11 protein-coding genes are annotated in these 15,086 nt (G+C 66.2%); 2 read left to right on the top strand and 9 right to left on the bottom strand.

From position 1 onward, the window contains the following. Positions 1-59: 59 nt before the first annotated feature. Complete coding sequence (gene metE / locus GGD90_RS10315; RefSeq protein WP_153116669.1) at positions 60-2,348, bottom strand: 5-methyltetrahydropteroyltriglutamate--homocysteine S-methyltransferase; 2,289 nt, start codon at positions 2,346-2,348, stop codon at positions 60-62. 96 nt (positions 2,349-2,444) lie between these two features. On the opposite strand from metE, the gene GGD90_RS10320 reads away from it, so the two are divergent. Both GGD90_RS10320 and GGD90_RS10325 read left to right on the top strand, forming a co-directional pair. Beyond that, positions 2,445-3,362: a LysR family transcriptional regulator gene (locus GGD90_RS10320; protein ID WP_221227733.1), complete on the top strand. Its 918-nt coding sequence runs from the start codon at positions 2,445-2,447 to the stop codon at positions 3,360-3,362. Continuing rightward, on the top strand, positions 3,359-4,021 hold the full coding sequence (locus GGD90_RS10325) for an epoxyqueuosine reductase QueH (RefSeq protein WP_153116670.1): 663 nt from the start codon (positions 3,359-3,361) through the stop codon (positions 4,019-4,021). The genes GGD90_RS10320 and GGD90_RS10325 overlap by 4 nt, the downstream gene beginning before the upstream one ends. Here GGD90_RS10325 and GGD90_RS10330 read toward each other — a convergent pair. The 8 genes from GGD90_RS10330 to folB form a co-directional block, all read right to left on the bottom strand. Continuing rightward, a complete protein-coding gene (locus GGD90_RS10330; RefSeq protein WP_153116671.1) occupies positions 3,944-4,597 on the bottom strand; it encodes a GntR family transcriptional regulator in 654 nt (217 codons plus the stop codon). The two genes, GGD90_RS10325 and GGD90_RS10330, sit on opposite strands and share 78 nt — an antisense overlap. After that, positions 4,594-8,037 (bottom strand): pyruvate carboxylase, encoded by a 3,444-nt coding sequence (locus GGD90_RS10335; protein WP_153116672.1) that lies wholly within the window; start codon positions 8,035-8,037, stop codon positions 4,594-4,596. Before GGD90_RS10335 ends, GGD90_RS10330 begins: the two co-directional genes overlap by 4 nt. Positions 8,038-8,143: 106 nt before the next feature. Next, positions 8,144-9,004 carry an isocitrate lyase/PEP mutase family protein gene (locus tag GGD90_RS10340; RefSeq protein WP_153116673.1) on the bottom strand — a complete coding sequence of 287 codons (861 nt, stop codon included), beginning with the start codon at positions 9,002-9,004 and terminating at the stop codon, positions 8,144-8,146. Between the two features lie 23 nt (positions 9,005-9,027). Then, positions 9,028-10,227, bottom strand: coding sequence for a 2-methylaconitate cis-trans isomerase PrpF (gene prpF / locus GGD90_RS10345; protein ID WP_153116674.1), 1,200 nt, complete (start codon positions 10,225-10,227; stop codon positions 9,028-9,030). Further along, a complete protein-coding gene (gene acnD / locus GGD90_RS10350) occupies positions 10,227-12,860 on the bottom strand; it encodes a Fe/S-dependent 2-methylisocitrate dehydratase AcnD (protein ID WP_153116675.1) in 2,634 nt (877 codons plus the stop codon). Before acnD ends, prpF begins: the two co-directional genes overlap by 1 nt. 13 nt (positions 12,861-12,873) lie before the next feature. Then, entirely contained in the window at positions 12,874-14,028 is a 1,155-nt protein-coding gene (gene prpC / locus GGD90_RS10355) for a bifunctional 2-methylcitrate synthase/citrate synthase (RefSeq protein WP_153116676.1), read from the bottom strand. A 34-nt stretch (positions 14,029-14,062) separates the two neighbouring features. Next, positions 14,063-14,500 (bottom strand): acyl-CoA thioesterase, encoded by a 438-nt coding sequence (locus GGD90_RS10360; RefSeq protein ID WP_153116822.1) that lies wholly within the window; start codon positions 14,498-14,500, stop codon positions 14,063-14,065. 177 nt (positions 14,501-14,677) lie between these two features. Next, a complete protein-coding gene (folB, locus tag GGD90_RS10365; protein WP_153116677.1) occupies positions 14,678-15,067 on the bottom strand; it encodes a dihydroneopterin aldolase in 390 nt (129 codons plus the stop codon). Positions 15,068-15,086: the final 19 nt, after the last annotated feature.

Raw genomic sequence — 15,086 nt, forward strand, 5'->3', positions numbered from 1 at the left:
AGACAGCCGCCGCGCTGGCGTGGCGCGGCGGCCGCGAAATGACGCACGCGGCAGATGACTCAGGCCGTGAGGCGCAGCGTCTTCGCCGCTGCCACCATGTTGCGCAAGGCGGCAAGGGTTTCCGGCCAGGCGCGGGTCTTCAGGCCGCAGTCGGGATTGACCCAGAGATTGCCGGCCGGAATCGTCTCCAGCGCCTTCTGCAGCAGGCAGACCATCTCCTCGCGGGACGGCACGCGCGGCGAGTGGATGTCGTAGACGCCCGGGCCGATCTCGTTCGGGTACTTGAACTCGCCGAAGGCGTGCAACAGCTCCATGTCCGAACGGCTGGTCTCGATGGTGATCACGTCGGCATCCATTGCGGCAATCTCGGGCAGGATGTCGTTGAACTCCGAGTAGCACATGTGCGTGTGAATCTGGGTGGCATCACCGACGCCGCTGGCCGACAGACGAAAGGCGCGCGTCGCCCAGGCCAGGTAGTCGCGCCAGGCTTCGCGACGCAGGGGTAGCCCCTCGCGGATGGCCGGCTCGTCGATCTGGATGATGCCGATACCGGCTCGCTCCAGATCGACGACTTCGTCGCGGATCGCCAGCGCGATCTGCTCGGCGGTGGTCGAGCGCGGCTGGTCGTCGCGCACGAACGACCATTGCAGGATGGTGATCGGCCCGGTCAGCATGCCTTTCATCGGCTTTTCGGTCAGGCTCTGCGCATGTGTCGTCCAGCTGACGGTCATCGCTTGCGGGCGCGACACGTCGCCGTAGATGATCGGCGGCTTGACGCAACGCGAACCATAGGACTGCACCCAGCCGTTGGCGGTGAAGCAGAAACCGGCGAGCTGCTCGCCGAAATATTCGACCATGTCGTTGCGCTCAGGCTCGCCATGCACCAGCACGTCGATACCCAGTTCTTCCTGGACGGCGACGACGTGGGCAATTTCCTTTTCCATCGCCCGCTGATAGTCGGTCGCAGCCAGCTGCCCACGTTTGAAAGCGGCGCGGGCAGAACGGATTTCAGCGGTTTGCGGAAACGAGCCGATGCTCGTCGTCGGCAGCAGCGGCAGGCCGAAACGCGCGCGCTGCGCCGCCTGCCGGGCCGGAAACGGCGACGGGCGACGGTCTGCGTCGGCGGGCAGCGCTGCCAGACGCGCGGATACCCGCGCATCGGTGACGCGCTGGCTGGCGCGCCGCGACTGGATCGCCTGCCGCGATTCGGCCAGCGCGGCGTCGGCAGCGCCATCGCCGGCCAGCGCCAGCTTGAGCACGCGCAGTTCGGCGAGTTTTTCGACGGCGAAGGCCAGCCAGCTGCGCAACTCGGCGTCGAGCCCGCTTTCGCCAGCGACGCTGAACGGCACGTGCAGCAGCGAGCACGATGGCGCCAGCCAGAGATCGCATTGCCGCACTTCGCGCACCGCGCGCAGCAGCTTCAAGGCGGCGTCGAGGTCGGCACGCCAGATGTTGCGGCCATCGAGGATGCCGAGCGACAGCACCTTGTGCACCGGCAGCCAGTCGGCGATGGCGGCGACTTCCTGCGCGGCGCGGATGCCGTCGATGTGCAGGCCGTGCACCGGCAGACGGCAAGCCAGCGCCAGGTTTTCCTGCAAGGGCGAGAAGTAGGTGGCGAGCAGCAAGGACACGCCACTCTTGGCCAGACCGCTATAAGCGGGTTCAAAGGCCTGACGCCAGGCCGGCGGCAAGTCGAGGCCGAGGATCGGCTCGTCGATCTGCACCCAGTCCACGCCCTGCGCCTTCAGGCGGACGAGAATCTGCTGATACACCGGCAGCAGCCGCTCGAGCAGTTCGATGCGCGCGAAGCCCGCGCTCTTTTCCTTGCCCAGCCAGAGGAAGCTCAGCGGTCCGAGCAGTACCGCCTTGACCCGATGCCCCAGTGCCAGCGCCTCGTCGACTTCCGCGAACAGGCGTTCTTCGGCCAGCGAGAAAGCCGTTTCCGGCGTGAATTCGGGTACCAGATAGTGGTAATTGGTGTCGAACCACTTGGTCATTTCCAGCGCCGGACGTCCGCTGCCGGCAGCGCCGGTTTCGCTGGCGACGCCGCGCGCCAGCGTGAAGTAACGGGCCAGCGCCGGCTCGTCGCCGGCAAAGCCGAAGCGCGCCGGTTCGCAACCGAGCAGCTGGACATGGTTGGCGACATGGTCGTAGAAGGCGAAATCGCCGACGGTGACGAAATCGAGTCCGGCGTCGCGCTGCAGCTGCCAGTGCCGGGCGCGCAGCTCGCGGCCGACAGCTTCGAGCGCGGCGGCGTCGATCTCGCCGCGCCAGTGGCGTTCAAGAGCGAACTTCAGCTCGCGCTGGGCGCCCATGCGCGGAAAGCCGAGCGTGTGGATCGTGGTCATGCGTATTACCTCAGGAAAGTGACAAGTGGCGCCATCCTAGGGCTTGCAATACATGACGTAAAATGGTCTTATTTCAATAATCGATGAATATTATGCATGCAAATGCTTGAGCGAATTCACCTGAGCATCATCCGCGAAGTGGAAAAACGCGGCTCGCTGACCGCCGCCGCCGACACGCTGTGCCTGACGCAGTCGGCGCTCAGCCACAGCATGAAGAAGCTCGAGCAGCAACTGGGCACCGACATCTGGCTGCGCGAAGGGCGCAGCCTGCGGCTGACGCAGGCCGGCCGCTACCTGCTCGGCGTCGCCGAAAGAGTGCTGCCGCAACTCAAGCTGGCCGAGGAACGGCTGCAGCAGTTCGCCGCAGGCGAACGCGGCACGCTGCGCATCGGCATGGAATGCCACCCCTGCTACCAGTGGCTGCTGCGTGTCGTCGCGCCCTACCTTGCCGCGTGGCCGGACGTCGATGTCGACGTCAAGCAGAAATTCCAGTTCGGCGGCATCGGCGCGCTCTTTGCCTATGAGATCGACCTGCTGGTGACGCCGGACCCGCTGTTCAAACCCGGTCTGCATTTCGAGCCGGTCTTCGACTACGAGCAGGTTCTCGTGGTAAACCGCTCGCACCGGCTGGCCGGGGCGGATTTTGTCGAGCCGGAGCAGTTGAGCGCTGAAGTGCTGATCACCTATCCGGTCGCCAGCGAGCGGCTGGACATTTTCAAGCTCTTCCTGATCCCTGCCGGTGTCGCTCCGAGACGGCACAAGACGATCGAGACCACCGACATCCTGCTGCAGATGGTCGCCAGCGGCCGCGGCGTCAGCGCCCTGCCACGCTGGCTGGTCGAGGAATACGCCGGCCAGCTGGACATCGTTCCCGTGCGCCTCGGCGCGCAGGGAATCGCCAAGCAGATTTTCCTCGGCGCGCGCCAGAGCGAGACCGATATCGACTATCTCAGGGCATTCATCGCACAGGCGCGGCAGCTGAACAGTGTGCACGCCGCGGAGAGCGGCCGATGAACGCGACGAGCGGACGCCTGACGCTGCCTTCTGGCCACGACAGGGTATTGCTCCATTGCTGTTGCGCGCCCTGTTCCTGCGAGATCATCGAAAGCCTGCAGGCATCCGGCATCCAGTTCACGATCTTCTTCTACAACCCGAACATCCATCCGCGGCAGGAATACGCAGTGCGGAAGGAAGAAATCCGCCGTTTTGCCGAGCGTTACGGCGTTCCCTTCGTCGATGCCGATTACGACAGCGAGCTGTGGTTCGCGCGCGCCAAAGGCATGGAAGACGAGCCGGAGCGCGGCGGCCGCTGCCGCATGTGCTTCGACCTGCGTCTTCAACGAACGGCGCTGCACGCCTACGAAAACGGCTTTCGCTTCATCGCCACTTCGCTCGGCATCTCGCGCTGGAAAAACCTGCAGCAGGTCAACGACTGCGGCAGACGCGCCGCCGCGCCTTACCCGGGGCTTGCCTACTGGGATCACAACTGGCGCAAGGGCGGTGGCTCGGCGCGCATGATCGAGATCACCCGGCGCGAGAACTTCTACCGGCAGGAATACTGCGGCTGCGTCTATTCGCTGCGTGACGCCAGGCGATCACGCAGCGCCAGCGGCCGGGAAGACATGCGGCTCGCGACGCTTGCCGCCGACGGCTTGACCGACACGAGCGAATAGCAAAGCCGCCATGCGCCGGCGCGTGTCCTGATACGCGGCGAGCAGGCGCAGCGCGGCGTCGCTTTCGCCGGCCGCGACCGAATGCGCCAACTGCGCATGAAAATCTGCCGGGACCTGCATTTCCGGTCTGTCGAACTGCGGGCCGAAGGCCAGACGCAGTTTGGCGACAATGCGTTCGACCAGTTCGGGAAGATACGTGTTGCCGGCAGCCTCGGCGAGGTCGCGGTGAAAACTGTCGCGGCTGCGCAGGCACGCACGCGCCTGTGTCGCCTCGCGCACGCCGAAGGACTCCAGGCAGTCGAGCACGTCGAACAGCTGATCGATGTCGGGCCAGGCCAGGCGGGCAACGAAACCGCCCTGGCGCGCGCGCAGTTCGACCAGCCCCTCACTGGCAAGCACCTTCAGCGCCTCGCGCATCGGCGTGCGGCTGACACCGTAGCCCGACGCCAGCCAGAATTCGTCGATCGGATCGCCGGGCGCCAGTTCGTGGGTGAAGATGCGCTGACGCAGCGCGCCGGCCAGCACTTCGTAAAGCATGCGCGGCCGCAGGAGTTCGCTGTCAGGCTCGCGAGTCACGACAGCTCCAGCAGCAGATCCTTGGCGTCGACGCGATCGCCGGCGGCCACGAGCACGCGCACGACGGTCGCGTCGCGCTCGGCGGTGATCGCCGTTTCCATCTTCATCGCCTCGACTGACAGCAGCAGGCTGCCCCTGGACACCTTCTGCCCGGCCTTGACGGCGACAGCCGACACCATGCCGGGCATCGGCGCGGCAACCTGCGCCGGGTTGCCGTCCTCGGCCTTCGGCCGGGTGCGTTTGAGCGCCTGCTGGCCGGCATGCGCGATACGCAAGGGCCGTGGCTGGCCGTTCAGTTCGAAGAACAGTTTGGCCTCGCCGTCTTCGGGCGCTTCCGAGCGGCCGAGCAGGCGCACGACCAGTGTCTTGCCCGGTTCGAGTTCGACCGACATCTCGTCCTTGTCGCCCAACCCGTAGAAAAAGACCGGCGTCGGCAGCACCGACACGTCGCCATGACGGCGGCGATGTTCAGCGAATTCGGCAAACACTTTCGGATACATCAGCCAGCTGGCGAGATCGGCGTCGCTGATCTGGCGACCGACTGCCTGCGCGGCCGATCGGCGCGCCTGTTCCAGATCGACCGGCGGCAGGTGTGCGCCGACGCGACCATCGATCGGCGCCCGCCCCTTCAGGATGCGTGCCTGCAGACCCGCCGGGAAACCGTCGGCCGGATAACCCAGTTCGCCGCGCATCATGGCGACAACCGAATCGGGGAAGGCAATTTCCCGGTTCGCGTCGGCCACATCCTCAGGCCGCAGATCGTTGGCGACCATGAACAGGGCGAGGTCGCCGACCACCTTCGATGACGGCGTCACCTTGACGATGTCGCCGAACAGCTGGTTCACATCGGCGTAGGCCTGCGCCACCTCGTTCCAGCGGTGATCGAGCCCCATCGCACGCGCCTGCTCGCGCAGGTTGGTGTATTGGCCTCCGGGCATTTCGTGGCGGTAGACGTCGGAGGTGCCGGCGCGGATGTCGGCCTCGAAAGGCGCGTAGAAGCGGCGCCCCCCCTCCCAGTAGCGCGAGAACGGTGCGATGCGCGCCGGCGTCAGGCCGCTGTCGCGTTCGCTGTTTTCCAGCGCGGCGACGATGGCGCCGAGACTCGGCTGCGAAGTCAGGCCGCTCATCGCGTCCATCGCGCCGTCGACGGCGTCAACCCCGGCAGCGACGGCCGCCAGCACGCTGGCGACGGCGCCGCCACTGGTATCGTGCGTGTGGAAGTGGATCGGCAGGCCGACTTCTTCCTTCAAGGCCTTGACCAGCGCATGCGCGGCCGCCGGCCGGCAGACGCCGGCCATGTCCTTGATGCCGAGGATGTGCGCACCGGCCTTTTCCAGCTGACGCGCCATGTCGACGTAGTACTTCAGATCGTACTTGGCGCGCCGCGGATCGAGCAGGTTGCCGGTGTAGCAGATCGTTCCCTCGCACAGGGCGCCGCTTTCGATCACCGCGTCCATGGCGACACGCATGTTGTCGACCCAGTTGAGCGAATCGAAGACGCGGAAGACGTCCATGCCGTGCGCTGCCGCCTGCTGCACGAAGTAGCGCACGACGTTGTCGGCGTAGTTGGTGTAGCCGACGGCGTTGGACGCGCGCAGCAGCATCTGGAAGAGCACGTTGGGAACTGCCGCGCGCAGCTGGTCGAGGCGCTGCCAGGGGTCTTCCTTGAGGAAGCGCATGGCCACGTCGAAAGTCGCGCCGCCCCAGCATTCGAGCGAGAAGAGTTCCGGCAGCTGGCGCGCGTAGTGCGGCGCAATCGCCAGCATGTCGGCGCTACGCATGCGCGTGGCGAACAGCGACTGGTGCGCGTCGCGCATCGTCGTGTCGGTCAGCAGCACGCGCTGCTGATCGCACATCCAGCGCGCGAAGCCCGGCGCGCCAAGCTCGCGCAACCGGTCGCGGCTACCCGGCAGCAATGGTTGGTCGGCCGCGGCGGCCGGCAGTTGCGGCTTCGCCAGCGGCAATGCCGGTTGCGTCCGCCCTTTCATTTCCGGATTGCCGTTGACCACGATGTCGCCGACGAATCGCAGCAGCTTCGTCGCCCGGTCGCGACGCGGCTTGATCGCAAACAGCGCCGGCGTGGTGTCGATGAAGCGTGTGGTGCATTCGCCGCTGCGGAACGCCGGATGCGCGATGACGTTCTCCAGAAAAGCGAGGTTGGTCGCGACGCCACGGATGCGGAACTCGCGCAGCGCCCGATCCATGCGGCGGATCGCCTCGTCGGCATCGTGGCCGCGCGCGGTGACCTTGACCAGCAGCGAGTCGTAGTACGGCGTGATGATCGCGCCGGTGTAGGCCGTACCGGCGTCGAGGCGGATGCCGGCGCCGGCGGCGCTGCGGTAGGCCATCAGTTTGCCGTAGTCGGGAGCAAAATCCTTCTCCGGATCCTCGGTCGTCACGCGGCATTGCAGCGCATGACAGGACAGCCGGATGTCCGCCTGCGCCGGCAGGAAGTCGCTGGCACCGATGCGCCCGCCCTCGCTGACGACGATCTGCGCCTTGACCAGATCGATGCCAGTCACCTCCTCGGTCACCGTATGTTCGACCTGGATGCGCGGATTGACCTCGATGAAATGGAATTCGCCGCTGTCGGCGTCGAGCAGGAACTCGACGGTGCCGGCGTGCGTGTAGCCAACGCCGTCAGCGAGCTTGAGCGCGGCGGCACAGAGGGCTTCGCGCTGTCCGGCGGACAGATACGGCGCCGGCGCCCGTTCGACGACCTTCTGGTTGCGCCGCTGCACCGAACAGTCGCGCTCGAACAGATGCACGCGGTTGCCATGCAGATCGCCGAGCACCTGCACTTCGACGTGGCGGGCGCGCAGCACCATCTTCTCGAGGTAGACCTCGTCGTTGCCGAAAGCAGTGGCAGCCTCGCGCCGGGCGGACTCGATCGCCGGCAGCAGTTCGCTCTCGGCGTTGATCGCGCGCATGCCGCGGCCACCGCCGCCCCAGCTGGCTTTCAGCATCAAGGGGTAGCCGATGCCGGCAGCCAGACGGCGGCATGCCTCGGCGTCATCCGGCAAGGCGCCGGTCGCCGGCACCACCGGTACGCCGACGCGCTCGGCCAGCGCCCGCGCGGCGACCTTGTTGCCGAGTTCGCGCATCACCGCGGGCTTCGGACCGATGAAGACGATGCCGGCGCGCGCGCAGGCTTCGGCGAAATCGGGGTTTTCGGAGAGGAAACCGTAGCCGGGGTGAATGGCGTCGACTTTCGCCTCTCTGGCGATACGGATGATGTCGTCGATGTCGAGATAGGCGGCGATCGGCTTCTTGCCGTCGCCGACGCGATAGCTTTCGTCGGCCTTGAAACGGTGCAGCGCGAAGCGGTCCTCGTTGGCGTAGATCGCCACGGTACGCATGCCCAGCTCGGCCGCAGCACGCATGATGCGTATGGCGATCTCGCTGCGGTTGGCAACCAGGATGCTGCGGATTTTTTTCATCACGAAACCTCGTTTGCGGGGCGACCACGCCCGTCCGGGGCGGCATGCCGCCCCGGTCTGCTGTTCAGGAAAGGGGAAGCCGGCCGCTCGGCGGCCGGACGCTACCTCAGCTGTAGCGCTGCTCGAGCGCATCCCACGCGGGTTTGCCGACCAGCCGCTGCCGCTCGGCGAAAGGCGTCACCAGACCGCCCGTTTCGAGCAGCTGCTTTTCGTCGCGCAGCACGCCGAGCGCCTTCTGCATGCCCATCACCGCGCCCTGCAGCGCGGCGTTGGCGTAGAGGACGATGCCGAAGCCGAGCAGGCCGAGTTCCTCGGCGTTGAAGATCGGCGTCTTGCCACCGATGACCATGTTCATCAGCTGCGGCGTGGCGAGGCGCTGCGGCAGCGCGCGGATTTCGTCGGCGCTCGTCACCGCTTCGACGAAAAGGATGTCGGCGCCCGCCTCGGCGAATTTCTGCGCACGCTCGACGGCTGCCTCGAAGCCATGCACGGCGGCGGCGTCGGTGCGCGCCATGATCAGCAGATCCGGATCGCGGCGCGCGTCGACCGCGGCCTTGATCTTGCTCACCGCTTCCTCGGTCGAAATCACCGCCTTGCCGGCAAAATGGCCACAACGCTTGGGCGCCACCTGGTCTTCGAACTGGATGCAGTCGGCGCCGGCGCGTTCCAGCGTGCGCACCGTGTGATGGACGTTGAGCGCGTTGCCGAAGCCGGTATCGGCGTCGACGATCAGCGGCACGTCGACGGCGTCGCGGATGCGTGCCGTATGCTCGGCGATCTCGGCCAGGCCCATGAAACCCTGGTCGGGCATGCCGAACCACATGTTGGTGACACCGGCGCCGGTGACGTAGATGGCCTCGAAACCGAGGTCGGCGACGACGCGGGCCGACAGCGCGTTGAAAGCGCCGGGAACGATCACGCCACGTCTGGCCTCGACCAGGGTTTTCAGTTGCTTGCGGGTAGACATTGTTTTTCCTGGAATTGTCTCGATCAGAACGAATCGGCGGGAACGCGCACCCGGCCTTCCATCAGGATGCGTGCGCTCCGGCTCATGATCGCGCGGGTGACGGTCCACTGGCCGTCGACCCGCCTGGCCTCGGCGCCGACGCGCAGCGTGCCGGAGGGGTGGCCGAAGCGCACCGCCTGACGCTCGCCGCCGCCGGCAGCAAGATTGACCAGGGTGCCGGGAATCGCGGCAGCCGTGCCGATGGCCACCGCCGCCGTTCCCATCATCGCGTGGTGCAGCTTGCCCATCGACAAGGCACGCACCAGCAGGTCGATGTCGGCAGCACTGACGCGCTTGCCGCTGGCCGCGACGTAATCGGCGGGCGGCGCGACGAAGGCGATCTTCGGCGTGTGCTGGCGTCGGGCAGCATCTTCGAGGCGGTCGATCAGTCCCATCTTCAGCGCACCGATGGCACGCAGGGTTTCAAAGCCGGCCAGCGCCGCGGCGTCGCCGTTGATTGCGTCCTGCAACTCGCTGCCGGTATAGCCGATGTCCTCGGCGTTGACGAAGATGGTCGGGATGCCGGAATTGATCAGCGTCGCCTTCAGTTTGCCACCGGCCACCAGCGATTCGGGCACCTCAAGTTCGTCGACCAACTGGCCGGTCGGGAACAGCGCGCCGCCGTCGGCGCCTTCGTCGGCGGGGTCGAGGAATTCGAGCACGATCTCGGCCGCCGGAAAGGTGACGCCGTCGAGCTCGAAATCGCCGCATTCCTGCACCTGCCCGCCGGCGACCGGAACATGCGCGATGATCGTCTTGCCGATGTTGGCCTGCCGGATGCGCACGACGCAGACGCCGTCCTGCGGAATGCGCGCCGGATCGAGCAGACCCGAGTGCAGCGCGAAAGCGCCGGCCGCCGTCGACAGATTGCCGCAGTTACCCGACCAGTCGACGAAATCGCTGTCGATGGCGACCTGGCCGTAGAGGTAATCGACGTCGTGGCCGGGAACGGTCGACTGCGAGAGGATCACGCACTTGCTGGTGCTCGAAGTCGCCCCGCCCATGCCGTCGATCTGCTTGGCGTAGGGATCGGGGCTGCCGATGACGCGCTGGAACAGCCGGTCGCGGGCGGCACCCGGAACGCGGCAGCTGGCCGGCAGGTCGTCGAGGCGAAAGAAGACGCCCTTGCTGGTACCGCCACGCATATAGGTGGCGGGAATGCTGACTTGCGGCGCGTACGCCATCAGACGGTCTCCTTTTCAGAGGCGAGGAAATCCTCGGCAAAGCGCTGCAGCACGCCGCCGGCGGCGTAGATCGACACTTCCTCGGCGGTATCGAGGCGGCAGTTCACCGGCACCTCCTCGCTGCCGCTGTGGCGACGCCGGATCACCAGCCGCAGTTCGGCGCGCGGCTTGAGTTCGCCCAGCACGTCGTAGGTTTCGCTGCCGTCGAGGCGCAGCGTCAGACGCGTCGTTCCCGGCTTGAATTCGAGCGGCAGTACGCCCATGCCGATCAGGTTGGTGCGATGGATGCGCTCGAAGCCTTCGGCGACGATGGCTTCGACGCCAGCCAGACGGACGCCCTTGGCCGCCCAGTCGCGGCTCGAGCCCTGGCCGTAGTCGGCACCGGCGATGATCAGCAGCGGCTGGCGACGCTGCATGTAGGTTTCGATGGCTTCCCACATGCGCATCAGCTTGCCCTCGGGCTCGACGCGCGCCCAGGAGCCCTTCTGCGGCACGCCGTCGACGACGGCCATCTCGTTCTGCAGTTGCGGATTGGCAAACGTCGCGCGCTGCGCGGTCAAGTGGTCGCCGCGGTGCGTCGCGTAGGAATTGAAGTCCTCTTCCGGCAGACCCATTTTCGCCAGATACTCGCCGGCCGCCGAGTCGGCCAGGATGGCATTCGACGGTGACAGGTGGTCGGTGGTGATGTTGTCGGGCAACACCGCCAGCGGACGCATTCCCTTGAGCGTGCGCTGCCCGGCCAGCGCGCCTTCCCAGTACGGCGGACGGCGGATGTAGGTCGACTGCGGGCGCCAGTCGTAGAGCGGCGCGGTCTTGGCGCCGCTTGCGGCGTGAACGGCGAACATCGGCTCGTAGACCTGACGGAACTGTTCAGGCCTGACGCAGCGACTGACGATGGCGTCGATCTCGGCGTCGGCCGGCCAGAGATCGTGCAGCCTCACCGGCCGCCCGTTCGGGTCGATGCCGAGGACGTCGCGCTCGATGTCGAAGCGGATCGTTCCGGCGATGGCGTAGGCGACAACCAGTGCCGGCGAGGCAAGGAAAGCCTGGCGCGCATACGGGTGGATGCGGCCGTCGAAGTTGCGGTTGCCGGAGAGCACGGCGGCGGTATGCACGTCGCGATCGATGATTTCCTGCTGGATTTGCGGATCGAGCGCACCGGACATGCCGTTGCAGGTGGTGCAAGCGTAGGCGACGATGCCGAAACCGAGCTTTTCCAGTTCCGCCAGCAGCCCGGCTTCTTCGAGGTAGAGGCGGGCGACCTTCGAACCCGGCGCGAACGAGGTCTTCACCCAGGGCTTGCGCAGCAGACCGAGCGCATTGGCCTTCTGCGCCAGCAGGCCGGCAGCGACCACGCTGCGCGGATTGGAGGTGTTGGTACAGCTGGTGATGGCGGCAATGATCACCGCGCCGTCGGGCAGGCGGCCGGCGCGCTCATCGGCCAGCGCCTGTTGCAGACCGCTGGCGGAGGCGATGCCACGCTCGCTCAGCGCCGTCGTCGGCAGGCGTTTGTGCGGATTGGACGGGCCGGCCATGTTGCGCACCACGCCGGCAAGATCGAATTCGAGCACACGCGCGTAGACGGCGCTCTCCAGGGCGTCGGCCCACAGACCGGCGGTCTTCGCGTAATTCTCGACCAAGGCCACCTGTGCCGGATCGCGGCCGGTCAGCCGCAGGTAATCGATGGTCTGCCGATCGATGTAGAACAGCGCCGCGGTGGCACCGTATTCCGGGCACATGTTGGAGATCGTCGCGCGGTCGCCGATCGACAGGCTCGACGCCCCCTCGCCGAAGAACTCGAGCCAGGCGCCGACGACGCGTTGCTGGCGCAGGAACGCGGTCAGCGCCAGCACGATGTCGGTGGCGCTGATTCCCGGCTGATGGCAGCCAGTGAGACGCACGCCGACGATCTCCGGCAGGCGCATCATCGAGGCGCGGCCAAGCATCACCGTTTCGGCCTCGAGCCCGCCGACGCCGATGCCGACGACACCCAGCGCATCGACGTGCGGCGTGTGGCTGTCGGTGCCGACGCAGGTGTCGGGGAAGGCGACGCCCTTGCCCTTGCCGTCATCGCGCACCTGGATCACCGGCGACATCTTCTCCAGATTGATCTGGTGCATGATGCCGTTGCCGGCCGGGATGACATCGACGTTGGCGAAAGCGCGCTTGGTCCATTCGATGAAGTGGAAGCGGTCCTCGTTGCGCCGATCCTCGATGGCGCGGTTTTTCGCGAAGGCCTGCGGGTCGCAACCGCCATGTTCGACGGCCAGCGAATGATCGACGATCAACTGTGTCGGCACCACCGGGTTGACCCTGGCCGGGTCGCCCCCTTGCGCGGCGATCGCGTCGCGCAGGCCGGCGAGATCGACCAGCGCGGTCTGGCCGAGGATGTCGTGACAGACGACGCGCGCCGGGTACCACGGAAAATCGAGGTCGCGCCGGCCCTCGGCGATCTGCATCAGCGCATCGCCGAGCAGCGCCGGATCGCAGCGGCGGACCAGCTGCTCGGCCAGCACGCGCGCCACGTAAGGCAGGCGCGCGTAAGCGCCCGGCTTGAGCGCCTCGACGGCGGCGCGCGCGTCGAAATAGTCGAGCGTGCTTCCCGGCAACGGTTTGCGGTAATCGGTATTCATGCGTGCCCGCCCCTCACTGGCGCTGATCGATCGGCAGGAAAGCCCGGTCGTCCGGTCCGACGTAATTGGCGCTCGGGCGGATGATCTTGTTGTCGATGCGCTGCTCGATGATATGCGCCGCCCAGCCGGAAGTGCGCGCAATCACGAACAGCGGCGTGAACATCGCGGTCGGCACGCCCATCATGTGATAGCTGACGGCACTGAACCAGTCGAGGTTGGGGAACATCTTCTTGACTTCCCACATCACCGACTCGAGGCGTGCGGCGATGTCGTACATCTTGGTCGAACCGGCGGCGACCGACACCTGGTGGGCGACGCTCTTGATCACCTCGCTGCGCGGGTCGGAAACGGTGTAGACCGGATGGCCGAAACCGATCACCACTTCCTTGGCCTCGACGCGGCGGCGGATGTCGCTTTCGGCCTCATCCGGACTGTCGTAACGCCGCTGAATCTCGAAAGCCGCCTCGTTGGCGCCGCCGTGTTTCGGCCCGCGCAGTGCGCCGATGGCGCCGGTAATTGCCGAATACATGTCCGAACCGGTACCGGCGATGACGCGGCCGGTGAAAGTCGAGGCATTGAATTCGTGCTCGGCGTAGAGGATCAGCGAGGTATGCATGGCGCGCTCCCACAGCGCCGAGGGCTTTTCGCCATGCAGCAGATGCAGGAAGTGGGCGCCGATCGAATCGTCGTCGGTGTCGACGTTGATGCGCTTGCCGTTGGTCGACCAGTGATACCAGTAGAGCAGCATCGAACCGAGCGAAGCCATCAGGCGGTCGCCGATGTCGCGCGCGCCGGGGATATTGTGGTCGTCCTTTTCCGGCAGCGCGCAGCCGAGCGCGGAAACGCCGGTGCGCATCACGTCCATCGGATGCGCCGAGGCGGGCAGACATTCGAGCGCTTCCCTGACGTTGGTCGGCAGACCGCGCATCGCCTTCAGCCTGGCCTTGTAGGCCTTCAGTTCGGCGCCGGTCGGCAGCTTGCCGTGCACCAGCAGGTAGGCCACCTCCTCGAATTCACAGCGCTCGGCGATGTCGAGGATGTCGTAACCACGGTAATGCAGGTCGTTGCCGGTCTTGCCCACCGTGCACAGGGCGGTATTGCCCGCCGTCACGCCGGACAGGGCGACTGACTTCTTCGGCCTGAAAGCCGCTTCCTGGGGAATGTTCATTGCGTTTGTCTCCAACAGTGGGTGAGGCCCGGATTCAGGCAGCGAGGTAATCGGACGAGGCTTCGCACTCATCCAGAATCGTGCGCGGACGGCCTTCGCCATCCACCGCAACCATTTCGAAACGTCCTTGCAAGGCATTGATGCGCGCGCCTCCCGGCAGGGTTTCCGCGACTCCCGTGACTTCGACGGTCATCGACGAGCGCCCGATACGGGCAATGCGTCCGGTCAATTCGAGCATCTGCCCCAATTTCACCGGCACCTGGAACTCGACGCGCTCGGACGCCGCCATGACCACGGCACAGCGGGCAAAGCGCGTCGCCGTCACGAAGGCGGCCTTGCCGAGCAGGCTGAGCGCGTTGCCGCCGTAAAGCGTGCCGTAGTGATTCGCCTGGTCCGGAAAGACCATTTCGACAAAAACTGTCTCCCGCTGACGCGACGCTGCCAGGCTGCAACAATCGACGACCTGCTTCATTGGGCGCTCCGCGCGGCGAGGAACTTCGCAATATACGCACTGCAAAATCGTGCGAAAAGGCTGAAATGGCGGAATATTGCGAAGGCTTCGCCCAGCTTTTGCGAAGCTTGCAAACATTCCGTGCGCCAGCCTTGGCAGGCGCAGCTGCGCTCGCGGCGCAGACGCGAACCCGCCGGCCTACAAGGCATCGCGGGCAAGACAGCGAAACACCGAGACACGGCCGGCGCCGGCCAGCGCGGCCGGCTTATGCACCCTAATGGCGAGGCGTTTCATCGGGAAACTGTCGGCGAGCGCCTGCAGCATCGCCTGGCTGATCGCCTCGAGCAGATTGAAATGGCGCTCGCCGACCAGTCGCACAAGCGCGGCAACCACCTGGTCATAGTCCACCGTGTGCGCGATGTCGTCACTCCGGCTTGCCGTCGCGGCATCGACGATGAATTCGATGTCCACGCGCAACAGCTGGCGCTCGGCGCGTTCGTGCGGATAGACGCCGATCGATGCCAGCAAGGGCAAAGCCTCGATGCGGATGCGGCAGTCGTCTTCGTTGCGGCGGGATAAATCAGTCAAGAAAGCTCCATCAAACGGG

Origin of the sequence: Rhodocyclus tenuis, assembly GCF_014197755.1 — a bacterium.
Lineage (GTDB): Bacteria > Pseudomonadota > Gammaproteobacteria > Burkholderiales > Rhodocyclaceae > Rhodocyclus > Rhodocyclus tenuis.

What these genes read in the sequence shown, in the direction of transcription:
- GGD90_RS10360 (WP_153116822.1), bottom strand. Translation starts at nt 14,500, where the DNA reads ATGAAGCAGGTCGTCGATTGTTGCAGCCTGGCAGCGTCGCGTCAGCGG.
- GGD90_RS10320 (WP_221227733.1), top strand. Translation starts at nt 2,445, where the DNA reads ATGCAAATGCTTGAGCGAATTCACCTGAGCATCATCCGCGAAGTGGAA.
- prpF (WP_153116674.1), bottom strand. Translation starts at nt 10,227, where the DNA reads ATGGCGTACGCGCCGCAAGTCAGCATTCCCGCCACCTATATGCGTGGC.
- GGD90_RS10325 (WP_153116670.1), top strand. Translation starts at nt 3,359, where the DNA reads ATGAACGCGACGAGCGGACGCCTGACGCTGCCTTCTGGCCACGACAGG.
- metE (WP_153116669.1), bottom strand. Translation starts at nt 2,348, where the DNA reads ATGACCACGATCCACACGCTCGGCTTTCCGCGCATGGGCGCCCAGCGC.
- GGD90_RS10340 (WP_153116673.1), bottom strand. Translation starts at nt 9,004, where the DNA reads ATGTCTACCCGCAAGCAACTGAAAACCCTGGTCGAGGCCAGACGTGGC.
- prpC (WP_153116676.1), bottom strand. Translation starts at nt 14,028, where the DNA reads ATGAACATTCCCCAGGAAGCGGCTTTCAGGCCGAAGAAGTCAGTCGCC.
- acnD (WP_153116675.1), bottom strand. Translation starts at nt 12,860, where the DNA reads ATGAATACCGATTACCGCAAACCGTTGCCGGGAAGCACGCTCGACTAT.
- GGD90_RS10335 (WP_153116672.1), bottom strand. Translation starts at nt 8,037, where the DNA reads ATGAAAAAAATCCGCAGCATCCTGGTTGCCAACCGCAGCGAGATCGCC.